The sequence below is a fragment of the Ruegeria sp. HKCCD7559 genome, from assembly GCF_013110575.1.
Lineage (GTDB): Bacteria > Pseudomonadota > Alphaproteobacteria > Rhodobacterales > Rhodobacteraceae > Ruegeria.
In genome coordinates, this window is the sequence record NZ_WVQU01000007.1 from 158,804 (window position 1) to 182,407 (window position 23,604).

Sequence of the window (23,604 nt, forward strand, 5' to 3'; positions counted from 1 at the left end):
TGCTCTGGGTTTCGACATGTGCGAGGCGTGGACCTCTTCCATCGCATCCCGCTTGATACCATGCTGGCCGAATTCGAGATTTGTTCCGCCGAGGTCGTGTTGGATGGCACAAAGCGTGTCCGGCACCTCGATCAAGCCCGTGGCTTCGACCGTCGTTCACAGCTGGGCCAAACACAAGCAGTTCGCTGTAAGCCAAGATCATAGTCCATGGAAAAAAGTGGTGAGCCGTGCAGGACTGTGCGGAGTAAGGGAAATCAACGGCTTGCGCTGGCGAACCGGAAAACCCCACCCCTTGATTTGATTGGGCTTTTCGAGCTTCTGGCGAACCGGATCAGACGCCCCAGAAACCGAAAGGCCGCTGACTGGGCTGGCACCCGCGTCAACGGCCAAATCGAAAAGTTTGCTCAGCACGAATACCAGATCGCGCCCTTGATCGCAATCGTGGGAGGGGCCGATGTCTGAGCTTCTGCCCTTCTGCAAGATCAAGCTGCAATACCTTCTGGAGATGGTCACGGACCACGAGCTGGACGACAATGCCCTGCGCGTCGCGCTCTACCTGGCGCTGGCGCATGCCGACCACGAAACTGGTGAGAGCCGCCCGTCTTTTGAGACCATAGGCGCGGCCATCGGCAAGCACGCCAAGTCGGTCAAACGCGCGCTGAACAAGGTCGAGGCGGCGGGCTACATGACCGTGGAGCGCGGGACCAACAAGGGGAAATCCTCGCGCTATCGCCCGACCGAAGCGGCCTTGAAACGAGCCACCGAGCGCCGCAGAGAGGGGGACAAAGTTGTCCCGCTTAGCCGAGCCAAAGGGGGACACTCCTGTTCGCAAAGCGGGACAGACCTGTCCGGCAAAGGGGGACAGGATCGCCCCCCGAATAGAGAACAAAAACTTAGAAAAGAAAACGGACGCGCGTCCGCGCCGGATTTGCCCGATGAAGGGCAATCCGACGGAACGCGCCCGGACCTGGTGTTTGTCGCGAGGGGCATCTGTTTTGTCCGGGACTGGGACGCGCGGTTGGCCCGGGAAGGGATGACCACGCTGGAACGTAGCCTGCCCCTGTCACCGCACGAGCATCACCTGGGCTTCTGGCTTCCGGCGCGGACACCGGCCCCGGTTGGCAGCGCGGATTGGCAGGCGCAGTTGCGTCTTCTGCGAGACGTCATCCACCAAGCGCAGGTTAGCGCATTCGACGCGCCCTCTGCACCCCGCACCGCGTCCTTTTCACCGCGCCAGATGCAGCGCGCATCGCGTCTTCCGCGGGATGTTGCCCCGACCAAGCGGGAGAAACGCCATGCAGTCTGAGGAAACAGCAAGGCGACCCATGTCATACGCTGGCGCTGGTGACACGGGACCTTGCGAGGGGCGGCAAGCCTCCCCTTCGAACCCCACCGGCGCGGGCAAAGCCCCCGCCAAAGAGCCGTTGACCGAGACCTTCGTCTTCCGCTGTACTGCGTCCGAGAAGGCCGAGCTGCGCGCCAAGGCCGAGGCCGCAGGCCTGCCTGCCGCAACGCTCCTGCGTGAGGCGCTTGGCCTGACCGAGTCGCGCCGCCGCAAGCCCGTGCCACGCGTTGACCCTGCGCTGGTGCTGGCGGTCGGGCGCATCGGCGGCAACCTCAACCAGATCGCCCGCTGGCTGAACCGCGCGACGCTGGTGGGCCGCACCGACCTCGACAGCCTGACCGTCGCCCGTCGCATGCTGGTGATCGAACGCCAGCTCGCCCAGCTCCTCGAAGAGGCGCGGCAGTGCTGATCAAGTTCTTCCCCAATGGCAAGGGCGCAGGTGCGGGGCCGGTCGGCTACTTGGTGGCCGAGCGCGTGCTGGCCTATGACGGCAACCGCGAACTGGTCCGCGATGCCGATGGCCAGCCCCTGACCGTCACGCGCAATCCCTTGCCCGAAGTGCTGCGCGGCGATCCAAGCCGCACCGAGGCGTTGATCGACGCCAGTCGCCACCAATGGACCTACCGGGCGGGCGTGATCAGCTTTGCCGCCGGTGACGCGCCCGGCGAGGAACAGCAGGCCGAGGTCATGGATGCCTTCGAGCAGCTGGCCTTTGCCGGGCTGGATGGCGAGCAATACGACATGCTCTGGGTCCGCCACAGCCACGAAGATCGGATTGAATTGCATTTCTGCACGCCACGATTGGAGCTGACTACAGGCAAGAGCCTCAACATCGCGCCTCCAGGCTATCAGACAGCCTACGACAGCCTGCGTGACCTGATGAACAAGACGCACGGCTGGGCCGATCCGATGGAGCTAGAGCGGGCGCAAGAAGTGCAGGCGGCCCTGGAGACCCCGACACGCGCGCAAGGCCGCGAAGAACTGCACGAGTGGATCCTCGACCAGATCAGCATCGGCACCATCACTGACCGCGCCAGCATGATTGATACCTTGACGGATGTTGGTTTCGACATCCCCCGCGCCAGCAAGAATTACATCACAGCCAAAGACCCCGAAACCGGCGAACGCTGGCGATTGAAAGGAGAAATATTCCGTGACGACTGGCAAGCCGGCTCGGCTGAGCGAGAAATTGAACGCGGATCTGGACGAGATCCGCAAAGAACACGCCGCCTTGATGGAATCTCAATTGCAGAACTTCAGGAACGATATTCAGGAGTGTGTGACACACGCGCGGAATACAATCGAAGCAGATACCCGCATGTTTCTGGATTGGAGCGGGACGACCTGGCAGAGTCACATCGACACGATCAAACGATTGCTACGGATTTCACCCTGGGCGATGGCGACTGTCTGTCTGGTACTGATCTTAGCAACATTAGGGCTGACCTTTCTGTGGAGTTGGAAACTCTCAACGATTGCGACCACGACGCATTTAGAGAGGTTGGGTATTCAGACGGTGCTTCACGAGCAAGCGACGTATTTGATCCTGCCGCCAGAGACTTCAAGCATGCGCACCTGTTCGGTGGCGAGCCGATTGGTTTCATGCATCAGGGTGGAGCCGAACTAGATGGATCAACCTCTGACAGCCTTGGAGCGAGATTTGCTCGCGTGCGTCGAGCGCTTGGTGACGGCTTGCGAGACCTCCGCCAAGGAATTGCGCAATTTAGAAGAACGATCGATGACCGGGATCGAGGCCAGGCTAAATGGCTTAACGCAGTGCATCGAGCTGCTGATGAAATCACATCTCAAGTCCGTAGCTACATTGGCCGAATTGCTGACCGAAGAACAGAACTACACCACGCTGGAAGAGAACTTGCAGACGAGTTTGAAGCTAGCGAGAACCGCCGAAAAACAGCTGAACGAGATCTGAACGAGCAGCGCCTTGAGCAAGACCGTAACTATGGCTTTCATCTATAATTTGAAGGGAAAACAATGTTGTTTTCACACGAACGCTTCACCATGAGTTTTCACCAAGCTCTCGACCTCGGGATCGACTATCGTGACTTCGAGAAAGTGCGTCGCTTGCCAAAAGGTGTCCCGTTGATCGCTATTGCAGGTGTTTGGGGCGAATACGGAGACATCCGTTGTCTGTTTATGGATACCGAAGGCAAAGGCTACTTGCGCTACATCCAAAAGTGGGGAGACAATGGTTTTTTGATCAGGGAGTTAGGATTGGATGCGAAGGCGATCGAGGTGGGACAGACAGTCAATACTAACACTTGAACGTTTCAATCCTTCCAGCCACAGGATGTCGTTAAACTTATAAAGAACAGCACGCTGGTAAACGGGTCAGTCCATTGTAGCGGGAGGGTGTTCGAATGTTGAAACTGGGAGTTCTTCTTTGAAGCTTAGTTCATCAAGATCAAACCGCAGCAATGACTCCGCTTCCGCTACTGTTATGGCATTGACGGAGATTATCGATACTTCACAGAGTTCTATGCCCTCCCAAGCACCCGTGTCTTGGTCAAGAAAACGATTGGTCAGGGTATCTTCTATCTTTGTTCTAGCCTCTTCAGCGTGCTGCTCCGCATCCTCTTGAATTTCTTCATTGAAAACCAGTGTGATGGATAGTGAATAGACTTCATCCGGATCGGTAATCTCTGTCTTGAAGTCATCACCTAGATCGAACAGAACGGCTTCTATTGAAGAAGCCGTAGGCGCCACAGCCTTAGTGATGTTAAGCCTTCCCTTTCCCAGTCGATTGTTAAAGGCGTCAGGAAAAGCAGAACGTTTGTATCTGAGCGCAAGCCACTTCTGAAAAACACGAACATGAAAGTCAGAGACTTGCAATTTGTCACAAGGTTGGAAGCCGATGAGGGTTTCCTTTGGGACAAAAATACGCTGCCTCGTATCAATTTCAACGAACTCACCTTCTGGGGTTTCTAAGGGAAGGTGGATGCATCGGGGGTTCTTCGCGTTAAGCTTATTTCCATCACATTTGACGATGGATTGGCACAACACAAACTCAACGACTGGTTCAACTTCCGGAGAAGCCGCAATATCGCAGTCTTGGGATGCAACGATTGCACCGGTAGCATTTTCTAGGCAATCGCCAGAAACAGCTTCTCTCACATCATCTTGTGAGAGAAACCGTCCTTGGCGCCAAACTGTTTCACGAGGCCACTCCATTTAGAGGTGGCTCAACTATTACGAGTCGGCTGCCCAAGAGCGTCGCGGATTCGCTCGGCTTTGAGTGTATCCCCACTTTTTTTCCGGTCTTGAACTCGCGCCTTGGATGCAGCTAGTTGCTCTCGATCACGTAACAGAGAAGTCAAAAGGCGGTTTGATGCTTCTCGAACATCTCCACCGGCTGCCACAATATCCAAAATAGACTTACCGCCAATCTTCCTTCGCAAAAGATTACGGTTTGGCTTGAATTCTGCCTCTGCAAGTGCAGCGACAGCGTCACGGATTGATCGAAGTTTCTCAAGGTTGTCTTGAGAAATTGCGCCACCCTTTTGCCAACTATAGACAGCCTGACGTGAAACACTAAGGCAGCGCGCGATTTCGGATGTCGGCAGCTTGGAGTTGTTAGCAATGTAATCAAGCACATCAACAGCATCATCGGCTGGCGTTGCTGCAGCTGCTGTTTCTTCTGCATCACTCACTATCTGCTTTTGACGCAAAGTGCTCTTAATTTGAGGGCCACGACTAGATACAAGAGCCGACCCAAAAGAGCTTGCATTCCAAGTCTTGGCCGCAATCGGGCTGGACGCAGAAAGCACCATTGCAGCGCCTGCGACAACACGAACAATAGTGTTTCGGTACTTCGGCACACTTTCATCCTGCGTCTTCCCCACAGGAATCGAGGGACGCTGCATCATGTAGAGTGTTTGTGTCATTGCCATTCTTTCAAAGCAATATCAGAGAAAATCTCAGAAAAAGCGGTTTTCATAGCTCCATGCAGTTGAAGCAAAACATTATTTATAAGTGCTTCGTCGAAGCTCATTTCAACTTCTAGCCTGTGTTGAAAGTCGACTACAACATGTTTTATCGGGTCCTCGTGAACAAAGCGCTCCTCGAACTTAAGGCCCTCCGCAGATATATCTGGTGGCAAGCCAATTCTGGAATTAAACCAGCTGGTACCAATCATTAGCGTGCACCCCATGGTCCCCTCATCGGGCACATCAATGGTAGTGTTGAACACAGAATAGCTGTTGGTCGCTCTATGCCGGAACTTGTCTGAATCGAGTCGAATTTCGCTAGGCTCTTTAGATGCCATGTAGTCGCTTCGATCCTTACCCGGCGAGGGAATAACAGCATCAAAGTAACGGATCGAAACCTGAGTTGTGGTTTCGATTCCAACAATTCTCCTCAACACCGAGAATCCCTGAAGCAGCCTCTCAAAAAAGTCTATGTGTCCCAGATAGCAAGTCGTCTGAAATGCGAGGCCGCTTTCAGAGAGTAAGTAGTTCGACTGAGAGTCGCTATGCCCGAAAGCCCAGGAAATTTCTTCGCGAACAGAAATGTCGGGCCTTGTTTCATCGTCGCTGCTTTCTATAACCAAGCGATCACTTTTTTGCTCAGCATATTTGGTGTACCCGGCTTTTCTGAACTCCTCTTGTATGTCGGGAACATACTTAGCCAGCGCCCTCACTTCATCAAAACCGATGTAGGCAAGAGTAAAGTATATGGGTGGATTGCTCATAATCCCGTTCAACCTTTCCTCCATCGATTCTTTATCAACATGCTTTGGCGGGCGCTTTACACTTTACTTTACAGTCTTTCAATTAATTTTTCGTGTCAACAAATAGCTTAGCAGACCGCACGCACCCAACCTGACCACTCTCGTTTGTCCAACCGACATAGCCGTCCAGTTCCGGATCGAAGCCGTAAAAGGCGCGTATCCACATGTTGCGCCAGTTGGGCAGCCCGGTGCTCATGTCACACTACGCTTTCCAGAAGGGCGATTTCGTCAGGGGTGAGATCGAAGAGGTCGTAGACGATGCCGTCGATCTTGGCTTCGGCCTGGGCTATTTCGGCGGTGAGGCGGGCGATTTCGGCGCGGTCTCGGGTTATCCAGTCTTCCCAATCGGAACGTTCGGAGAGCGGGATATCGGCCTTAAAGGCCTTCTTCACCTCAGCGCGGAAGGCGGCGAAGTCTGGCAGGGTCCACCATTCCTTGAGCTTGGTGTTGAGCTTTGGCTCGCGCTCTGGCGGGCAGAGATCGGGGATACGCCTGGTGAGAGCGGTTTGGAGTGCGAGGCGTTGATGCGCTAGGTCGCCGCACATTTCGACCTGCACAGCCAGCTTAGTTCGGGCTTCTTCCGAAGCATTCGGGATAGGTACTTGCTCGATATACTGGTTCTTTTTCCTTCGGTAGCCGCCCTGAGCCAATGGGGTTAGAGCAGAAAGCACAAACCAGAATACTCTTGAGTTCAATACCGCGATCAGGAAGGGGTCACCTGCATCAATGAACGAGGCGGTCGAATCCAAGTGAAGTCCGCTTTTGTCGAGCGCAAATGATGCTTGCCGCGAAACGTCCCGATAAATGATCTTATTGTGTGCGAATGAGGCATGGTAGCCAATCGTGTCTTGCACTTCGAACCATTGATATGTTCCAGATTTTCTGCCAGGCCATTTGTCTCGCGGCTTGGCTGGTGTCCATCCTTCAGGTTTCGGTTCCAGTTTTTCGCGATGTCTATTCAAGTATGCTTTGATCGCAGGATAGGCTTCAATGTCGAGGCCGCGCCTCGTGAATATCAGCCACCTACCGCTCGGTTCTGCGCGCCATCGTTTCAAATCCTTCCCTTCAAGAAACGGCTTCAAAAGCTCTTCAGATCGCGGGTCTTCTGCGCACAGCTGTTCCTTGGTCGGAGTATCGATAACAAAGACAGGATTTGCGCCTGTTACGATGCCGCGAAATGGTGCCCCATAGACATCCTTCAGTGTTTTCTTCCCGGCCCAAATCTTTTCTCTGAGGGCTCTGAGTGACCGATTTTCCAACTGCCATGACCCAGAATCCAGTCCGGATTGTGTGAACGGTCCCGCAGCCGCTTCCCAGCTTGCAATGAAGTTCGTTTCTGGGAGCGCTTCCACTTTCCAGAACCTAAGCTCATGGTTTTTTGGGGCGGAGCCGTTTTTGAGTACAAGGATCGCCGGATAGGTTGTGACGCCCTCGAAGACCTGCAGATCACCAAAATCGACCACACCTTCAATCGTTGCATCCTTCAACAAGTACTCACGCAATGGCTTGCCCGAGCCTGTCTTGAAGAAGGTGTTCGAAGAAATGTAGCCCAAACGACCGCCCGGTTTTAGCAGGCGGAGTCCCCGCTCGTAGAAGTAGCAAAACAGGTCGGCCACACCATGGTAGCTTTCAAAGCGCCTTTGAAGATATGGTTTGAGGTCCGAGATAAGCTCTTGGCGCACATAGGGTGGATTGCCCAGCACCACGTCGAAGCCGCCTTCGGCAAAGACGTCAGGAAATGCTGTTTCCCAAGTGAAGGCGTGATCGAGATAGGCGAAGTTGCTGTCCTCGATCAGGCTATCGCCCACACGGATACTGCCCGAAAGGCTGTCCAGCACCTTGCCGCGCCGCGCTGTCTTGATCCAAAGCGACAGCTTGGTGATCTCGACGCTTTCCGCGTTCACATCCACGCCGAAGAGGTTGTTCGACAGAATTTCACTGTCCGGATCGAGCAAGTCCTGGATGTGCTGATCCTTGCCTTGCAGCTCAGCGATCTTGTCATTCACACGGGACAGTTCGGCCTTGAGGAAGTCGAAGGCCATGATGAGGAACACACCCGACCCGCACGCCGGATCGACAATGCGCAACGTCTTGATCCGGTCGCGGTAGGCTTGCCAGGCTTCCAGCTCGGCCGACTTCCTGCGCCACGGGATGGCTGCATATTCGGAGACGTCCGCTCCCTTCTTGGCGTGATCACGCAGGATGGTTTCAAAGGCTTCCTTGAGGTGCGCGCCAAGGGTTTCAACCACAATGAACCGCGCGATGTAGTCGGGCGTGTAGACCACCCCATCGCGCTTGCGCCGCCCGCTGGTGCCGCTGGTCTTTTCCGGTTCTTCCTCTTCGCCCCGCGCGATGGCTTGCAAGCGTTCCACATCGGCAATGGATTGTTCGAAGATGTGGCCGAGAACGGTGACAGAGACTTCGGAAGCGAAATCATACTCGCCCAGCGTTTTGAACCCTTCACAGATGGCATCCGGCAGGATAAGGCGGTCGATCACTTCATCCGTGCGGAACAGCCCGCCGTTGTAGCGTGGGATGGCCGGGACGAGAACCTTGCCTTCTGCGTTCCTAACTTCATTGCGGCCTGCGTCGATAGCGCGGAACAGGCCTTTGAAATTTTCCCAAACTGGGCGCGGGTTGTAGGGATCAACGTGCGAAAATGCGTCTCTAAGCGTGTTTTCGGGAAGAAGGCCAGTGTCTTCGGCGAAGGCGATGAACAAGACGCGGTCGAGGATTTTCTGCGCGAGCGCAATCGCGTCGAGCGCATCGATGGACGCGTCGGCCTCTTGCACCGCGTGAAGCAATTTCAGCCGCAGATCTTTGTAGTCCTGGTACAGCTTGTCCGTGATGTCCTTGTCTTCGCGGCGGCTTTCCTTGAGCAGGTCAAGCGTGCGGCCAGACAGCAGATTCTCCGCCGATAGCAGGAGCATGAAGCGGGCGTATTCGTCCTGATCGGTCAGCTGGTCGAGGCGGAAGACCTCGTAAGCTGAGGTGCCTTCACCGAACCCGTAAAGCCGCAGCTCGATGTAGTTGGACACCAGGACCCATTTCACGCCGCGCGCGTTCATGGCGTATTCCCACGCCTGTTGGACAGGGCTCTTATTGCGGCCAGGCATGATCGCATCGAGGTCGCGGGTATCCGCGCCCTTCAGTTCGAACGGGGCTAGGATTTCAGGCTTGGGGCCACCGAAGCGTCCGAGGGCCAAGTCGACACTGCCTCGCAGGATCGTTTGTTCGGTTGAAACAGTATAATCTGCACCGCCAGCGGGACCATGGTAACCTAGTACATTCTCTACAATCTTGGAGGTGAACTGCCCATGCAGAGCGACTTCCTTTAGTGAGTAGATTCGACTGTCATGGATCATACTGGCCCAAGCAGACAGGGTATCGTAATGATCGTCAGGGATCGTTGCAGGCTTAAGGTGCCGCTTAATAGTTTTTTTATTGAAGAGATTCATTTGTTTTATGATCTATTAGAGCCGTATTCAATTTCGCGGCGATACAGCCAATCAATAAGAGCGACGGGACACGCGATCACAGTTAAGAGTAACATTGTCAGCATCGACGATGCGGCGATCAAATGTTGAATTTCAATTATCAACGAATTCCCGATACCCCGAAAAGTGAATAAGTTGTGCCAGACAAAAACCACTAAAAAGCAAAGTGTAGCCGTTGCTGTGCCATTAAACAGAGCTCTACCAACTGGCTCGAGGATTCTACGGTGAGCTCCTTCAAGTGCCGCAATTCTAGCGCGTTGCCATTGAACGGTTGGTTGTTCCAAAATCTACTCCTTAAGTAGTTCAATCCAGGTATGAACGTCATCCATGATCACTTCCTTCCCCTCTAGGAAAGAACGATACCAGCGTGCTGCAATGGCCCCGCGCTTTTCGCTTTTTAGCGATATCTCACTATCAGATAGATACTTATCCAGCGCGACTTCGAACTCTTCAAGGGCGAACAAGTCGTGTTTCAGTCTTACCGCATCGACGCCCAAGAGAACCCAATTTAGGTCAACGGAAAATTTGCGGTGCAGTTCCACAAGCCGCTCGACGGGAATTGAGCGTTTCCCGAGTTCGTAGCTCTGATAAGCGCGAAGCGAAATCCCGAGCGCATCCGCCATTTTCTTTTGTGACATGCCAAGCTCATTGCGCGCGATTGCTAAGCGCGCACCAAGAGAGCTCAGGTAGTCGTAGGGCCGATCCGCCATGCTGGCATCGTTCCTCTTGCAACTGCGCACAATTGAGTGCTATACGCACATTTGAGCGTAACTTGTTGTGTTTCGTACTCAGATCACTGCGCCAAAATGAGTATGGCCTGATTCGTGCTACCTTATGAAAAGGAAGAGCTTTTGACACGAGAAAAACTGCTTTCACCGAAAGAACTTGGAGAGATCGTGGGCCTCAGTACAGCGCAAGTTCGAGCGTTGATGAACGACGGGCGGCTCGAGTTTGTTGAGATATCTTCGAAAACCAAGATGCTTACTTTAAGTGGCTGGGAGCGCTTCAAAAGGGAAGCCACGAAGATCAAACATACGGCAGTCAAACAATCGAGTTTGCCAATTGGCGAACCTCCGCACTCAAGCCTTTGATGCGAAAGATCACTCAATGAGCACGTCTCGTGCGTCGATAACGCAGACCGAACTTACACGATACCTCAAGGCATACAGAGACGCGGGCATACCGGTCGTGCGATCCGAGATCAGCCGAGACGGCAAGGTGGTGATCTACAGCACCGAAAAGCAGACCGACGAGGTCAATAACCCTTGGGATCGCCCGTGAAGCGCCGGAAGCAGTTTCCCGGCGCTACGGCTTACTTCGACCGGCACGGGAAGCGGCGGTGGCGGTTTCGTAAGGGTGGGTTTTCGGCTGAGCTTGGGAGCGACTATGGATCGGAGGAATTTGTCCGGCGGTATGAAGATGCGGTGAACGGCCACAAGACGCGTGGGCTGATCGGGGCGGACCGGACAAAGCCATACAGTGTTAGCCAACTTGTCGCGCTCTGGTATCGCTCGCCCGAGTTCCTCGATCTCGCGTCTAGCACGCAGAAGGTGTATCGCGGAATCGTCGAGAAATTCCGGGAGGAGCATGGCGACAAGCCGGTGAGGCTGATGCAGCGGCGGCATGTACAGACCATCCTGGCCGAGAAGGCCGAGACCCCGACAGCGGCGAACAACCTGCGCAAGCGGCTGATCCAGTTGATGGATTTCGCAATCACGCTCGACTGGCGCGGCGATAACCCAGCCCGCGCAACAAAGCCGTTCCGCGTGGGCGGTGATGGCTTCCATACTTGGGACGAGGACGAGCTGGCGCAGTTCTTTAAGATCCACAAGCCCGGAACTCTGGCGCATACGGCGGTGACGCTGATGCTCTACACCGGCGCGGCGCGGGTCGATGCGGTGAAGCTGGGACCGAGGAATGTCCGCAATGGCAAGATCGAGTACCGTCGTCAGAAGACGCAACAGTCTGGTGGGGTGCTGGTTTCCGTGCCAATCCACCCGGATTTGGCCGAGGTGTTGGACAAGCTGCCCGAGGATCGCCCCTTCCTGGCAACCCGGAAAGGCACGATGCGCTCTGCCGGTGGTCTGGGCAATCTCATGCAGCGTTGGACCGAAGAGGCCAAACTGCCCCAGTGTTCCGCCCATGGGCTGCGCAAGGCTTGCGCACGCCGTTTGGCCGAAGCTGGAGCCACAGCGCACGAGATCGGCGCGGTCACGGGTCACAAAACGCTGGCCCTCGTGCAGCGCTACACAGAGGCCGCAGGCCGCGAAGGCATGGCCGATTCCGCGATTGAGAAACTGATTGCCCGCCCCAATGGCGAGCGCAATTTGGCGAACCTTCACAAGAGGTTCGTCAAATCCGACACCAAACCCAAGCAGGGAAAGGATATTTTATGAGAAGTGGTGAGCCGTGCAGGATTCGAACCTGCGACCCACTGATTAAAAGTCAGTTGCTCTACCAACTGAGCTAACGGCCCACTCTTTTGTTGGATCTGTTGATCCGTGGCGCTCTTTACGGCAATTCCCCGACCGGGTTCAAGCCCTTATTTTGCGCCTCGTTTCGCCGTAACAACGCGTGTTTCCGGCAACCCGATAGGCGGCCTAATTAGGCAGGTGGCGCTGGAGGGTCAACCCCTTTTTTGAGGAATCTTCGCGACAGGGTGGATTCATGTTCGGACCGACGTTATATGCCCGCCATGCAACAGAGACTCGACACCGGACTGCCCTTCATAAAGATGCACGGGCTGGGCAATGACTTTGTCATTGTTGACGCACGCGCACAGGATGCCCCGATCACGCCGACGCTGGCCCGGGGAATCGGGCATCGGCAATTTGGGGTGGGATTCGATCAGTTGGCCGTTATCGAAAAGGGTGAAGCCGACGCGCATCTGGTGTTCTACAATTCCGATGGATCAACCTCTGCCGCCTGCGGCAACGCCACCCGCTGTATTGCACGGTTGCTTATGGATGAGACGGGTCGCTCTGCCCTCAAGCTCACCACGGAACGGGGAACCCTTCATGCGCGGGATGCCGGCGATGGGCTCACCTCGGTCAACATGGGGCACCCGCAGCTGGACTGGCGCGAAGTTCCTCTGGCAGAAGAGATGGACACGCTGGAATTGCCGATCGAAGGCACCCCGACGGCAACGGGAATGGGCAACCCGCATTGCACGTTCTTCGTTGACAACGCCGAAGCGATCCCGTTGGCAGAATTCGGCGCGCGTTACGAATACCACCCGCTTTATCCCGAACGCACTAATGTCCAGGTGGCCCAGGTCATTGGTCCGGATCACATCCGTATGCGCGTATGGGAGCGCGGAGTAGGCATCACTCTGGCATCTGGGTCTTCGTCCTGTGCAACGGCTGTGGCCGCCGCGCGACGGGGGCTGACCGGGCGCAAGGTGCGGATTGATTTGGATGGTGGCACGCTTTGGGTCGACTGGCGCGACGATGGTGTCTGGATGACCGGCCCGACATGTCACGTTTTCTCTGGCACTCTGACGCCTGAATTTCTGAGGTCACTGGGATGAACCCGCCCAAGTTCACCACGTTGGGCTGCCGCCTGAATGCCTATGAAACTGAGGCGATGAAAGAACTGTCGCAACAGGCCGGTCTGACAGACGCTGTGGTGGTGAACACATGCGCCGTGACGGCTGAGGCCGTGCGCAAGGCCCGGCAGGAAATCCGCAAGCTACGGCGCGAGAATCCGAATGCCCGCCTGATCGTCACAGGCTGTGCCGCCCAGACCGAGCCCGAAACCTTTGCGCAGATGGACGAGGTCGATGCGGTCATCGGCAACACCGAAAAGATGCAGCCCGAGACTTGGCAAGGCATGGCGACTGATTTCATCGGTCAGACCGAGGCGGTGCAGGTGGATGACATCATGTCGGTCACCGAAACGGCCGGCCATCTGATCGACGGATTCGGCACCCGCTCGCGCGCCTATGTGCAGGTCCAGAACGGTTGTGACCACCGCTGTACCTTCTGCATCATTCCCTATGGCCGGGGCAACTCGCGCAGCGTGCCGGCCGGTGTGGTGGTGGATCAGATCAAGCGGCTTGTCGGCAAGGGCTATAACGAGGTCGTGCTGACCGGGGTCGATCTGACATCCTGGGGCGCCGACCTGCCCGCAAGCCCCAAACTGGGCGATCTTGTCATGCGCATCCTCAAGCTGGTGCCCGACCTGCCGCGCCTGCGCATCAGCTCGATCGATTCGATCGAGGTGGACGAGAATCTGATGCAGGCCATCGCAACCGAGCCGCGCCTGATGCCGCATCTGCACCTGTCGCTTCAGCACGGCGACGATCTGATTCTAAAGCGCATGAAACGCCGCCATCTGCGCGACGACGCCATCCGCTTTACCGAAGAGGCACGCAAGCTGCGCCCCGACATGACCTTTGGTGCGGATATCATCGCAGGCTTCCCGACCGAGTCCGAAGCGCATTTCGAAAACTCGCTGAAGCTGATCAGCGACTGCGACCTGACTTGGCTGCATGTCTTCCCCTATTCCAAGCGTGAAGGCACACCGGCAGCTCGCATACCGCAGCAGGTGAATGGAACGGTCATCAAGGATCGCGCCGCCCGGTTGCGCGCAGCAGGCGACGCTCAGGTCACAAAGCACTTGTCACAACAAATCGGCAAAACCCATCACATCCTGATGGAAAGCCCGCACATGGGCCGAACCGAGCAATTCACCGAAGTGTCCTTTTCGGCCCCCCGGACCGAGGGCGAGATCGTGACGGCGGCAGTCACCGGTCATACTCAAACCCAGCTGATCGCGTGATGGCGTCGGCTGCCGGCGGCATTCATTGCCCGGTCACGGCAGCGAGGGCGGCCGTGTCGTAGAATTCCTGATATTCGCAGACCCGGTCGCCGCAGAACTTGCAAATGACAACGACCGGCGTTTCGACCTTCTGGCCGCTGGCTTTGTGTGTCCAGGCCGTGACGCCCACCCCGACGACCCGGTCGTCCTGGGCTATGGTGTCCTTCAACGTCCAGTGGACCATTTCGAAGGCATCCGTCAATTCCTTCAGATATTGGTGCATCTGACCCTGCCCCTTGCGGGCGCAACTGAAGTCCAGCCCGTTTTTCCCTTCGCCAAGGGACCGGATGCAGATATCGTCGGTCGTGTAGTCGTCCCACATTTTCAGGTTCGAACCCTTGGATTCGTTCCATCTGGAAAAGGCCTCGCGCAGTTTCGCGGCATTCGACAAAGCGTTCATGACAATTCACTCCAAAATGACTTCTACAATGAAACCAGCGTCGTGTTGCACGGGGTTCGCGTCAAGGAACAAGTTGTCGAGCGGTTTCAAAGAAAAAGCCCCGCGCGACGCACGGGGCCTTTTTAATTTTCTTAAACCTACCCTGACGGATCAGACCGATTTCTTGCCCTTATGCGGAGCCCACAGGCGCTTGTTGACCAGATAGAGAAGTACCGACAGAACGGTGAGGAAAATCACGCCAACAAAGCCGGCGTTCTTGCGCTCCATCATCTTCGGCTCGGCCGCCCACATCAGGAACGCCGCGACGTCCTCTGACATGTGTTCGACAGAGTTCGAGTGCCCGTCAGCAAACTCGACCTGTTCATCCGCCAGCGGCGGTGCCATCGAAATCCAGCCGCCGGGGAAGGCCTTGTTTTCGTAGAGGACAGTGCCTGCCTCTTCCTTCTCTTCACCAGTATAGCCGTCCAGCAGTGAGGCGATGTACTCGGCTCCGCCCATGCCTTTGACCAGCTGATTGATGCCCAGACCGTAAGGTCCGTGGAAGCCCGCGCGGGCCTTGGCCATCAGGCTCAGGTCCGGTGCGCCGACACCGTTGTTGGCCGGGAAGTGGTCAGTCGGAATCGCCGGGCGGAAATCGTCCAGCTCGGGGTCGAACACTTCGAAGTTGCCCGCTGCATAAGCGATAACTTCTTCTTCCGAATAGCCCAGCGCTTCCAGATCGCGCAGAGGCACATATTGCAGACCGTGGCAGGCTGCGCAGACCTCGGTATAGATCTGCAGGCCGCGCTGCAGCTGATGCTGGTCCCAGGTACCGAAGGGACCTTCGAACGAGAAGTCGAAGTCTTCGATATGCTGCTCACCCCCACCTGCTGCAATGGATGCAACAGGGGTCAGGGCCAAGGCAAACGCGGCGCCGATTGCAAGTTTCTTGAACATGTTTCCGGTCCCTCTTCTTACTCGGCCGGCGTGGCTTTGGCGTCAGCCTTGCCATAATGCGCGTTGAAGTCTTCTTCGATGGTCTCGGGCTGTGCCAGAGGCTTCTCGATCACTCCGAGGATCGGCAGGATCACGAAGAAATAGGCGAACCAGTAGGCGGACGCGATCAGCGAGAAGGTCGCATAGGGCTCTTCCGCGGGCATCGCACCCAGCCACATCAGGGCAAAGAAGTCGATGACCAGCAGGTAGAACCACCATTTGAACATCGGACGGTACTTGCCCGAACGCACGTTCGAGGTGTCCAGCCAGGGCGCCAGCGCCATGGCCAGGATCGCACCGAACATCGCCAGAACACCGAAGAACTTAGCATCAATGATACCGCCGGTGATGAAGCTGGCGAATTGAACGACCCAGACCTCACCGGTGAACGCGCGCAGGATCGCGTAGAACGGCAGGAAGTACCATTCGGGAACGATGTGTGCAGGTGTCACCAGAGGGTTGGCTTCGATGTAGTTGTCCGGGTGGCCCAGATAGTTCGGCATAAAGCCCACGACGGCCCAGAACACGACCAGGATCACGGCTAGGGCGAAGAGATCCTTGATCACGAAGTACGGCCAGAACGGCAGCGTGTCTTTCTCGGCCTCAGCTTTCGAGCCCCGGCGCACTTCAACACCTGTCGGGTTGTTGTTGCCGGTGGTGTGGAAGGCCCAGATATGCACCACAACCAATGCCGCAATGATAAACGGCAGCAGATAGTGCAACGAGAAGAAGCGGTTCAGCGTGGCGTTGTCCACGGCGGGCCCACCCAGCAGCCAGGTCTGAAGCGCGTCACCAACAAACGGGATCGCACCAAACAGGCCGGTGATCACAGTCGCACCCCAGAAGGACATCTGACCCCAGGGCAGAACATAGCCCATGAAGGCGGTGCCCATCATCATCAGATAGATCAGCATACCGATGATCCACGTGATCTCACGCGGGGCTTTGTACGAGCCGTAGAACAGGCCGCGGAACATGTGGATGTAAACCGCCACAAAGAACAGCGACGCGCCATTCATGTGCAGATAGCGGATAAAGTGACCGCCATTCACGTTGCGCATGATGTGCTCGATGCTGGCAAAGGCCAGATCGACATGCGGGGTATAGTGCATCACCAAAACGATACCGGTGATGATTTGCAGCGCCAGGCAGAACGCCAGAACGATGCCCCAGATCCACCACCAGTTCAGGTTCTTGGGGGTCGGGATCATAAGGGTATCGTACAGCAGGCCGACAATCGGCAGGCGGCTGTTCAGCCACTTCTCGCCGTTTGTCTTCGGCTCGTAATGATCGTGGGGAATTCCGGACATAAGTTTGGGTCTCCCTTAGCCGAGTTTGATTGTGCTGTTGTCCACCCATTCTGCGGGCGGGACAGGCAGGTTCTCAGGCGCGGGGCCTTTACGGATACGACCGGCGAGGTCGTAGTGCGAGCCGTGGCACGGGCAGAACCAGCCACCGAAGTCGCCGGCATCCCCCAGAGGCACACAGCCGAGGTGCGTACAAACGCCCATCTGAACGATCCAAGCACCCGGCGCTTCGCCTTCCGGTGACGGCATGACACGGTTTGCGTCAGTCGCAGGCGCATCTGCGCTCAGGTTGAAGTTGCGTGCCAGCGGATCTGGCAGCGCATCAACACCTTCGGCGTCCTGTTCCTGGGCTTCCTGAATCTCGGCACCGGTGCGGTGACGGACAAAAACGGGTTTTCCCAGCCATTTTACCGTCAGTTGCGTGCCCGGCTCGACGCCGCTCACATCCACACGGATCGAGGACAGCGCCTGAACGTCTGCCGACGGGTTCATTTGGTTGATCAGTGGCCATACGGCTGCACCCGTTGCAACGACACCTGCGCCGCCAGCGACGTAGTACAGGAAATCTCTGCGGGTGCCTTCGTGGTCTTCTGCGTGGGACACGAGGTTATCTCCGATTATCTGGCGCCCGCGGACGGGCAAATAGCTCGCGCACCGCACGAATGCGGTGTCTTAACCGCGCTTACTATCGGGGAGAATAGTGTTCGTCCAGCGTTCATAAACGCGCAATACGCCGCATGTGTCCCTTCATGCACGTGACGAGGGGCTTTTTTTGGTGATTCTCGTCCGCAACTTTGACTGCGACTTCGAATCAACGGGGGTTGATTCGAACTTCGAACTCAGTTTTGCAGGCGAAATCCAGCCCGATTCTGACCACCAGTCGGCCAGTCATTTGAGAGCGTATTCTTGACAATCAGCATCGCGAAGCAGCGATTGTCTGCTGGGTAAATCATATTTGCCAAATAGATGATTTAAATCGAAAATTGAGCGCAATTACACAGTTGCACTTTTTGCGTGAATACCGGACAGCGCAAAAACGCGCGAACTCCTGCAAGGAGACCCCAATGTCAAAAATCACCCTGGCCACTGCGATACTCACATTGGCCCTGTCCTCGCAAACACTTGCGGCAGGTGATCCAGCGAAAGGCGAGGCGATGTACAACCGCTGTTCATCGTGTCATGCGATCATCAAGGACGGCGAAGTACTGGTCAAAGGCGGAATCACCGGCCCGAATCTCTATGGTGTCGTCGGACGTGTCGCCGGGTCCGAAAATGACTATCGCTACGGCAGCGAGCGCCTGCCGGTCGGTATGTTCACCGATGACATGATCCGTGCCGGCGAAGAAGGTCTGATCTGGACCGAAGAAAACATTGCCGCCTATTCCAAAGACCCCATCGGTTTCATCAAAGAGTATCTGGATGACGAAACCGCCCGCCCGAACATGAGCGTCAAGCTCAGGAAAGGCGCGGAAGATATCGCCGCCTATCTGGCAACTTTCAGTTCCGAGTAATCCTGTTTCCCGGTGCTGGTTACGCCTTGTGCATCAAGGCGGCCAGCTGACCGGTTTCACTGCCAAATCCGCCGGGCACTTTGTCGGCAGCAGCGATTCTTGCATCCTCCGGCTTGTTCTGGCCCAGTTTCCAGGTGCCCTGGATATCCTCTACCTGCATCCGGCATGGTACGATCATCCGCATCATTCTGGCCAACGCGTCATCAGACATTTTCCCGGTGACCCATGGCGCTTTGGGCAGCAGTCGATCTTCAAAGAATGCCGTTTGTCGATCCAGCAAATCACGCAGCTCGTCCTGCGGGCGCAGTTCAAGCCGTCCGGTCAGGTGCACGGCAACATAGTTCCAAGTCGGAACCTGATCGGCGACACCGTACCAGTCGGGCGAGACATAGCCATCAGGCCCCTGCACCGCGATCCTGACCTCTTTCGGCCCGTGCAGCATACGGACAATCGGGTTTGATCGCACCAGATGAAGATCGACCACCGCACCGTCCTCAGACAGCAGAAAGGGCACGTGACTGATCAATGGCGCGCCGTCGCCGGAAATCGCCAGAACGCCAAAAGCCCGTTCGCGGGCGAATTCAATATGACGCGCACGATCCTCGGCGCGGAAGGCTGGATTTGGGTGCATGGGCGACCTCCTGCCAAATCTCTTGCAGATGGGGTTGGTTCTTGGCAAGGTCTGCCTCGTTCTCAGGGCGGGGTGGAATTCCCCACCGGCGGTATGCGGGCCATGACCCGTAAGCCCGCGAGCGGCTCTGCCGTGTCCACGATCCGAAAGGCAGGAGCCGGTATTCGGACAAAGTGTGGAACCACGAAAGAGTGTCAGCAGATCTGGTGAGAGGCCAGAGCCGACGGTCAAAGTCCGGATGGAAGAGAACGTGCAAGTCGTGCCGGTGAACCGGCGCGCCTGCTCGTGATCGCCTTGGGTGACGTGTCATGCCGGGCTGGCAGCAAAGGTTTTCGCGACCGCCAGCAGGCCACCGAACTGAAAGGAGATCACGATGACACACACCCGCTATGCTTTTGTCAAAGCCAACTGGCATTCCGACATCGTCGACCGCGCGCTGGACGGGTTTCTTGAACTGATCCCGGCCGATCAGGTCGATGTTTTCGACGTTCCCGGCGCGTTCGAGATGCCGCTGCTGGCCCGCGATCTGGCCCAAACCGGCCGCTACGCGGCTGTCGCCTGCGCCGCATTTGTCGTGGATGGCGGCATTTACCGGCACGACTTCGTGGCGCAGGCCGTCGTGGACGGGTTGATGAGCGCCGGCATGGATACCGGCGTACCGGTCCTGTCCGTCTCCCTGACGCCGCACCAGTATCAGGAAACCGATCATCACAACGCCATCTACCGCGCGCATTTTGTTGAGAAAGGCCGCGAAGCCGCACAAGCTGCGCTGAAAATCACAGCGACCCGAACGGCGCTGACGCAGGCCGCCTGATCTTCATCTTCTCAAAACTACTCATTCGCGCCACCGCAAGGTGGCGCGCACCAATTCGCAAATCCCCTTGAGGCTCACGGCGCTCCCCGCTAATCACGATCCCAAAGGAGCCCGCCCCATGTCGATGAACAGTTTTGGCCATCTATTCCGTGTCACCACCTGGGGTGAAAGCCATGGACCCGCCTTGGGTGCCACTGTTGACGGCTGTCCGCCGGGTGTCGCGATCGACAAGACCATGATCCAGCACTGGCTGGACAAGCGCAAACCGGGGCAGAACAAGTTCACCACCCAGCGGCGCGAACCCGATCAGGTGAAAATCCTGTCTGGTGTGTTCGAAGGGCAGACCACCGGAACGCCTGTGCAACTGATGATCGAGAACACCGATCAGCGCTCGAAAGACTATGGCGATATCATGGAAAAGTTCCGCCCGGGGCACGCCGATATCACCTATTGGCAGAAGTACGGGATCCGGGATTATCGCGGCGGCGGGCGGAGTTCTGCACGCGAAACAGCATCACGTGTTGCTGCGGGTGGATTGGCGCGTGAGGCGATCAAACAGATTGCGCCCAACGTGCAGATCACCGGATACATGACCCAGATCGGGCCGCATAAGATCGAGCGCGACAATTTCGACTGGTCCCAGATCGAGCAGAACCCGTTCTGGACACCGGATGCGCAAGCCGCCGAGAAGTGGGCCACCTATCTGGACGATCTGCGCAAGTCCGGCAACTCGGTTGGCGCAATTGTCGAAGTTGTGGCGCGTGGCGTGCCCGCAGGGCTTGGCGCGCCGGTTTATGCCAAGTTAGACACTGATCTAGCCGCTGCGATGATGTCGATCAACGCGGTGAAAGGCGTCGAAATCGGCGAAGGCATGGCCGCGGCTGAACTGACGGGCGAGGCCAACGCGGATGAGATTTTCATGGGCCAGAATGGCCCACAATACAGCTCGAACCATGCGGGCGGGATTCTGGGCGGCATCTCAACCGGACAGGACATCGTCGTTCGCTTTGCGGTCAAGCCGACCTCGTCTATTCTGACCACACGCAAAACCATCACCAAATCAGGCGAAGAGACCGAGATCATCACCAAGGGCCGTCACGACCCTTGTGTTGGTATTCGAGCGGTCCCGGTAGGAGAGGCGATGATGGCCTGCGTGATCCTCGACCACCTGCTCTTGCATCGCGGCCAGATCGGAGAGAACCGTGGACGGATCGGCTGATCTGCGCTCCCGCCTGCGGGCTGTGGTCGCACATCGCATGGAAACGGATCCGGCCCATGATCTGGCCCATCTGGATCGTGTTTGGACCAACGCCCGGGCCATCGCAGATGATCAAACCGATATGTCCGTGCTGCTGGCCGCAAGTTACCTGCACGATCTTGTGAATCTGCCCAAGGACGATCCCGCCCGGCATCTTGCCTCGCGCAGATCCGCAGCTGAATCAGAGCCTATTCTTAAGGAAATCGGGTTTGAGGCCGATCAGGTCCGTGCGATCCAGCACGCGATCGAAGCCCATAGTTTTTCGGCCGATATCCCCCCTGAAACGATCGAGGCACGCATTCTGCGCGATGCGGACCGCCTTGACGCCCTAGGCGCCATCGGTATCGCCCGCAACTTTTCCGTTTCCGGAGCCTTGGGGCGTACTCTTTACGATCCGGCGGACCCTTTTGCCCAAGCCCGGCCACTGGATGACCTTCATTTCTCGCTCGACCACTGGAAGGTGAAACTTCTGCGCCTGCCAGGTGACATGTTGACCGAAACCGGAAGGCGGATTGCAGAACAACGCACCGCTCGCATGATCCGCTTTCTTGAAGAATTCGCCGAAGAGATCGGCTGTTCCTTGCCGCAATCCTGGGTGAATTGCTGAATCCACCCGTTGATCTTTGCCCGTCAAAGACGCAGGTTCGCGCCGATGACAAAACCCTTAACTTCGCATCGACCTCTGCTTGCCGTAACGCTGAAGCTGTGCGCCTTGTTCCTGTTCACGTCGATGTCCGCGCTGGTCAAAGCACTTTCAGATGAATTCCCGCCGGGCCAATTGGTGTTTTTCCGGTCCCTGTTCGCAATCCCCGTGATCATTCTTTGGCTCATCGCGCGGGGGGAGTTGTCGAAAGGCTTTGTGGTCAAGAAACCCATGGGCCATTTCTGGCGCGGTGTTCTGGGGACAAGCGCCATGGGTCTTACCTTTACCGGCCTCAGCCTGTTGCCCCTGCCGGAAGTTACTGCCATCGGCTATGCGACACCGATCTTCACCCTGATTCTGGCCGCCGTCATGCTGGGCGAACGGATTCGGCTTATCCGTATCGGCGCGGTGGCTTTAGGTCTGCTGGGCGTCCTGATCATGATCTGGCCACGTCTTGGCACCACCGAGATGGAGGTCGCCGCCACCATCGGCGCATTATGCGTGTTGGGCGCAACCCTCGCACGTGCCTTCGTTCAGATCCATATCCGGCAATTGGTCAAGGTCGATCACCCTGCGGCCATCGTGTTCTATTTCTCGATGACCGCGACGCTCCTGTCCGCTCTGACGGCATTCTGGGGATGGACGATGCCCACATGGAATCAGGCTCTGATCATGGTCATGATGGGCCTGATCGGCGGCGTCGCGCAGATTTTGGTCACATCTTCCTATCGGTTTGGCCAGGCCTCGATGCTGGCGCCTTATGACTATGCAACCATGCTTTTTGCGATCGTGATAGGCTATGTCTGGTTCGACGAACTGCCAACGCTTGCAATCCTGATCGGTGCCGCGCTGGTGATTGCAGGCAATGTTGTCGTCATCTGGCGCGAACACCAGTTGGGGCTGGAGCGCGGCAAGGCCCGGTCGGTTACAGACCCCAAAGCGTGACTTTACCTTTTGCAATCTTCCCCTAGGTTGGGCCGCACAGTCAAAGAGGTTCCCAAATGAGCGACGCGCAGGATCACAAGGAAAAGATGCAGAAGGTGCAGGCCCAGCACCGCAAGAAAGTGTCCGAGGCCGTGGATCCAGGCCGCGGTCTGGTCCTGATCAATACCGGCAAGGGCAAAGGCAAGTCCTCGGCCGCGTTCGGCGTGGTCATTCGCGCCCTGGGCTGGGGCCAGAAAGTTGCTGTGGTGCAGTTCATCAAGGGCAAATGGAAAACTGGCGAGCGCCGTTTCTTCGAAGAGCGCGATCTGGTGACATGGCATACGATGGGCGAAGGTTTTACCTGGGACACACAGGACCGGGAACGCGATATTGCAGCTGCCAATGCCGCCTTCGACAAGGCCTGCGCCCTGATGTCCAGCGGCGAATATGATCTGGTTGTGCTGGACGAGATCAACATCGCCCTGCGTTACGAATACCTGTCGGTCGAACAGGTCATCGAAGGTTTGAACGCGCGCTCGGAAAAGACCAGCGTATTCCTGACTGGCCGCGACGCGCCGAACGCGCTGCGTGACTATGCTGATCTAGTCACGGAAATGACCGAGGAGAAACACCCGTTCCAAGCGGGCATCAAAGCACAGCGCGGCGTGGATTTCTGAAGCAACGTTGCTGCAAGGCTGGCGGTTCATAGCCGCCAGTTCCGATTATCGCCC

Annotated in this window: 25 protein-coding genes, 1 tRNA gene and 1 riboswitch; of the genes, 15 read left to right on the forward strand and 11 right to left on the reverse strand. The window is 56.8% G+C overall.

Annotated elements, in window-relative coordinates; genetic code table 11:
• The first annotated feature begins 454 nt into the window (after positions 1-454).
• The 4 genes from GS605_RS17040 to GS605_RS17055 all read left to right on the forward strand — a co-directional run bounded on the left by GS605_RS17040 (position 455) and on the right by GS605_RS17055 (position 3,628).
• Complete coding sequence (locus GS605_RS17040; protein ID WP_171724749.1) at positions 455-1,306, forward strand: helix-turn-helix domain-containing protein; 852 nt, start codon at positions 455-457, stop codon at positions 1,304-1,306.
• A 118-nt stretch (positions 1,307-1,424) separates the two neighbouring features.
• The gene (gene mobC / locus GS605_RS17045; RefSeq protein WP_253283338.1) at positions 1,425-1,754 is read left to right on the forward strand and encodes a plasmid mobilization relaxosome protein MobC; all 330 of its coding nucleotides are present in this window, start codon (positions 1,425-1,427) and stop codon (positions 1,752-1,754) included.
• Positions 1,748-3,322 (forward strand): relaxase/mobilization nuclease domain-containing protein, encoded by a 1,575-nt coding sequence (locus tag GS605_RS17050; RefSeq protein ID WP_171724750.1) that lies wholly within the window; start codon positions 1,748-1,750, stop codon positions 3,320-3,322. The genes mobC and GS605_RS17050 overlap by 7 nt, the downstream gene beginning before the upstream one ends.
• Positions 3,323-3,337: 15 nt before the next feature.
• A complete protein-coding gene (locus GS605_RS17055; protein ID WP_171724751.1) occupies positions 3,338-3,628 on the forward strand; it encodes a hypothetical protein in 291 nt (96 codons plus the stop codon).
• Between the two features lie 66 nt (positions 3,629-3,694).
• Here GS605_RS17055 and GS605_RS17060 read toward each other — a convergent pair whose 3' ends face one another.
• The 5 genes from GS605_RS17060 to GS605_RS17080 all read right to left on the reverse strand — a co-directional run bounded on the left by GS605_RS17060 (position 3,695) and on the right by GS605_RS17080 (position 10,299).
• Positions 3,695-4,534 carry a hypothetical protein gene (locus GS605_RS17060; protein WP_171724752.1) on the reverse strand — a complete coding sequence of 280 codons (840 nt, stop codon included), beginning with the start codon at positions 4,532-4,534 and terminating at the stop codon, positions 3,695-3,697.
• Between the two features lie 11 nt (positions 4,535-4,545).
• Complete coding sequence (locus GS605_RS17065) at positions 4,546-5,247, reverse strand: hypothetical protein (RefSeq protein ID WP_171724753.1); 702 nt, start codon at positions 5,245-5,247, stop codon at positions 4,546-4,548.
• Positions 5,244-6,065 (reverse strand): TIGR04255 family protein, encoded by an 822-nt coding sequence (locus GS605_RS17070; protein WP_171724754.1) that lies wholly within the window; start codon positions 6,063-6,065, stop codon positions 5,244-5,246. Before GS605_RS17070 ends, GS605_RS17065 begins: the two co-directional genes overlap by 4 nt.
• Positions 6,066-6,289: 224 nt before the next feature.
• On the reverse strand, positions 6,290-9,550 hold the full coding sequence (locus GS605_RS17075) for an Eco57I restriction-modification methylase domain-containing protein (protein WP_171724755.1): 3,261 nt from the start codon (positions 9,548-9,550) through the stop codon (positions 6,290-6,292).
• A 326-nt stretch (positions 9,551-9,876) separates the two neighbouring features.
• Positions 9,877-10,299 carry a helix-turn-helix domain-containing protein gene (locus GS605_RS17080; protein ID WP_170361327.1) on the reverse strand — a complete coding sequence of 141 codons (423 nt, stop codon included), beginning with the start codon at positions 10,297-10,299 and terminating at the stop codon, positions 9,877-9,879.
• A 141-nt stretch (positions 10,300-10,440) separates the two neighbouring features.
• Here GS605_RS17080 and GS605_RS17085 point away from each other — a divergent pair, with 141 nt between their 5' ends.
• From GS605_RS17085 to xerC, 3 genes are read left to right on the forward strand one after another with little or no spacing between them, the layout of a single operon-like run.
• The gene (locus tag GS605_RS17085; protein ID WP_171724756.1) at positions 10,441-10,680 is read left to right on the forward strand and encodes a hypothetical protein; all 240 of its coding nucleotides are present in this window, start codon (positions 10,441-10,443) and stop codon (positions 10,678-10,680) included.
• A 16-nt stretch (positions 10,681-10,696) separates the two neighbouring features.
• On the forward strand, positions 10,697-10,870 hold the full coding sequence (locus GS605_RS17090) for a hypothetical protein (RefSeq protein ID WP_171724757.1): 174 nt from the start codon (positions 10,697-10,699) through the stop codon (positions 10,868-10,870).
• The gene (gene xerC, locus GS605_RS21280) at positions 10,867-11,985 is read left to right on the forward strand and encodes a tyrosine-type recombinase/integrase (RefSeq protein ID WP_171724758.1); all 1,119 of its coding nucleotides are present in this window, start codon (positions 10,867-10,869) and stop codon (positions 11,983-11,985) included. The genes GS605_RS17090 and xerC overlap by 4 nt, the downstream gene beginning before the upstream one ends.
• Before the next feature lie 4 nt (positions 11,986-11,989).
• Here xerC and GS605_RS17100 read toward each other — a convergent pair.
• A tRNA-Lys gene (locus tag GS605_RS17100) sits at positions 11,990-12,065 on the reverse strand.
• Between the two features lie 210 nt (positions 12,066-12,275).
• Between GS605_RS17100 and dapF the strand changes: the two genes are divergently transcribed.
• The gene (gene dapF / locus GS605_RS17105) at positions 12,276-13,118 is read left to right on the forward strand and encodes a diaminopimelate epimerase (RefSeq protein ID WP_171724759.1); all 843 of its coding nucleotides are present in this window, start codon (positions 12,276-12,278) and stop codon (positions 13,116-13,118) included.
• A complete protein-coding gene (mtaB, locus tag GS605_RS17110; protein WP_171724760.1) occupies positions 13,115-14,371 on the forward strand; it encodes a tRNA (N(6)-L-threonylcarbamoyladenosine(37)-C(2))-methylthiotransferase MtaB in 1,257 nt (418 codons plus the stop codon). The genes dapF and mtaB overlap by 4 nt, the downstream gene beginning before the upstream one ends.
• Before the next feature lie 22 nt (positions 14,372-14,393).
• Here mtaB and GS605_RS17115 read toward each other — a convergent pair whose 3' ends face one another.
• The 4 genes from GS605_RS17115 to petA form a co-directional block, all read right to left on the reverse strand.
• Positions 14,394-14,810: a nuclear transport factor 2 family protein gene (locus GS605_RS17115; RefSeq protein WP_171724761.1), complete on the reverse strand. Its 417-nt coding sequence runs from the start codon at positions 14,808-14,810 to the stop codon at positions 14,394-14,396.
• A 150-nt stretch (positions 14,811-14,960) separates the two neighbouring features.
• Entirely contained in the window at positions 14,961-15,746 is a 786-nt protein-coding gene (locus GS605_RS17120) for a cytochrome c1 (RefSeq protein ID WP_171724762.1), read from the reverse strand.
• Between the two features lie 17 nt (positions 15,747-15,763).
• Complete coding sequence (gene petB, locus GS605_RS17125) at positions 15,764-17,095, reverse strand: cytochrome b (RefSeq protein WP_171638457.1); 1,332 nt, start codon at positions 17,093-17,095, stop codon at positions 15,764-15,766.
• 15 nt (positions 17,096-17,110) lie between these two features.
• Positions 17,111-17,695, reverse strand: a complete 585-nt coding sequence (gene petA / locus GS605_RS17130; RefSeq protein WP_152459513.1) for a ubiquinol-cytochrome c reductase iron-sulfur subunit — start codon at positions 17,693-17,695, stop codon at positions 17,111-17,113.
• Positions 17,696-18,156: 461 nt separating this feature from the next.
• Between petA and GS605_RS17135 the strand changes: the two genes are divergently transcribed.
• A complete protein-coding gene (locus tag GS605_RS17135) occupies positions 18,157-18,603 on the forward strand; it encodes a cytochrome c family protein (protein ID WP_171638455.1) in 447 nt (148 codons plus the stop codon).
• A 19-nt stretch (positions 18,604-18,622) separates the two neighbouring features.
• Here the strand turns inward: GS605_RS17135 and GS605_RS17140 are convergent, their stop codons facing one another.
• Positions 18,623-19,234, reverse strand: a complete 612-nt coding sequence (locus tag GS605_RS17140; protein WP_171724763.1) for an FMN-binding negative transcriptional regulator — start codon at positions 19,232-19,234, stop codon at positions 18,623-18,625.
• 54 nt (positions 19,235-19,288) lie between these two features.
• Positions 19,289-19,488, forward strand: a riboswitch (FMN riboswitch).
• 119 nt (positions 19,489-19,607) lie between these two features.
• On the opposite strand from GS605_RS17140, the gene GS605_RS17145 reads away from it, so the two are divergent.
• The 5 genes from GS605_RS17145 (at position 19,608) to cobO (ending at position 23,550) form a co-directional block, all read left to right on the forward strand.
• On the forward strand, positions 19,608-20,048 hold the full coding sequence (locus GS605_RS17145; RefSeq protein WP_171724764.1) for a 6,7-dimethyl-8-ribityllumazine synthase: 441 nt from the start codon (positions 19,608-19,610) through the stop codon (positions 20,046-20,048).
• A gap of 118 nt (positions 20,049-20,166) precedes the next feature.
• A complete protein-coding gene (gene aroC / locus GS605_RS17150; RefSeq protein WP_171724765.1) occupies positions 20,167-21,267 on the forward strand; it encodes a chorismate synthase in 1,101 nt (366 codons plus the stop codon).
• Positions 21,251-21,913: an HD domain-containing protein gene (locus GS605_RS17155; RefSeq protein ID WP_371732305.1), complete on the forward strand. Its 663-nt coding sequence runs from the start codon at positions 21,251-21,253 to the stop codon at positions 21,911-21,913. Before aroC ends, GS605_RS17155 begins: the two co-directional genes overlap by 17 nt.
• Before the next feature lie 45 nt (positions 21,914-21,958).
• Positions 21,959-22,894, forward strand: a complete 936-nt coding sequence (locus GS605_RS17160) for a DMT family transporter (RefSeq protein ID WP_171724766.1) — start codon at positions 21,959-21,961, stop codon at positions 22,892-22,894.
• Positions 22,895-22,950: 56 nt separating this feature from the next.
• Complete coding sequence (gene cobO / locus GS605_RS17165) at positions 22,951-23,550, forward strand: cob(I)yrinic acid a,c-diamide adenosyltransferase (protein ID WP_171116939.1); 600 nt, start codon at positions 22,951-22,953, stop codon at positions 23,548-23,550.
• Positions 23,551-23,604 lie beyond the last annotated feature (54 nt).

Coding starts and splice junctions, on each gene's coding strand:
- GS605_RS17115 (WP_171724761.1), bottom strand. CDS start 14,810: ATGAACGCTTTGTCGAATGCCGCGAAACTGCGCGAGGCCTTTTCCAGA.
- GS605_RS17080 (WP_170361327.1), bottom strand. CDS start 10,299: ATGGCGGATCGGCCCTACGACTACCTGAGCTCTCTTGGTGCGCGCTTA.
- dapF (WP_171724759.1), top strand. CDS start 12,276: ATGCCCGCCATGCAACAGAGACTCGACACCGGACTGCCCTTCATAAAG.
- petB (WP_171638457.1), bottom strand. CDS start 17,095: ATGTCCGGAATTCCCCACGATCATTACGAGCCGAAGACAAACGGCGAG.
- GS605_RS17075 (WP_171724755.1), bottom strand. CDS start 9,550: ATGAATCTCTTCAATAAAAAAACTATTAAGCGGCACCTTAAGCCTGCA.
- aroC (WP_171724765.1), top strand. CDS start 20,167: ATGTCGATGAACAGTTTTGGCCATCTATTCCGTGTCACCACCTGGGGT.
- GS605_RS17145 (WP_171724764.1), top strand. CDS start 19,608: ATGACACACACCCGCTATGCTTTTGTCAAAGCCAACTGGCATTCCGAC.
- GS605_RS17120 (WP_171724762.1), bottom strand. CDS start 15,746: ATGTTCAAGAAACTTGCAATCGGCGCCGCGTTTGCCTTGGCCCTGACC.
- cobO (WP_171116939.1), top strand. CDS start 22,951: ATGAGCGACGCGCAGGATCACAAGGAAAAGATGCAGAAGGTGCAGGCC.
- GS605_RS17090 (WP_171724757.1), top strand. CDS start 10,697: ATGAGCACGTCTCGTGCGTCGATAACGCAGACCGAACTTACACGATAC.
- GS605_RS17160 (WP_171724766.1), top strand. CDS start 21,959: ATGACAAAACCCTTAACTTCGCATCGACCTCTGCTTGCCGTAACGCTG.
- mtaB (WP_171724760.1), top strand. CDS start 13,115: ATGAACCCGCCCAAGTTCACCACGTTGGGCTGCCGCCTGAATGCCTAT.
- GS605_RS17065 (WP_171724753.1), bottom strand. CDS start 5,247: ATGACACAAACACTCTACATGATGCAGCGTCCCTCGATTCCTGTGGGG.
- GS605_RS17055 (WP_171724751.1), top strand. CDS start 3,338: ATGTTGTTTTCACACGAACGCTTCACCATGAGTTTTCACCAAGCTCTC.
- GS605_RS17140 (WP_171724763.1), bottom strand. CDS start 19,234: ATGCACCCAAATCCAGCCTTCCGCGCCGAGGATCGTGCGCGTCATATT.
- GS605_RS17040 (WP_171724749.1), top strand. CDS start 455: ATGTCTGAGCTTCTGCCCTTCTGCAAGATCAAGCTGCAATACCTTCTG.
- GS605_RS17060 (WP_171724752.1), bottom strand. CDS start 4,534: ATGGAGTGGCCTCGTGAAACAGTTTGGCGCCAAGGACGGTTTCTCTCA.
- GS605_RS17135 (WP_171638455.1), top strand. CDS start 18,157: ATGTCAAAAATCACCCTGGCCACTGCGATACTCACATTGGCCCTGTCC.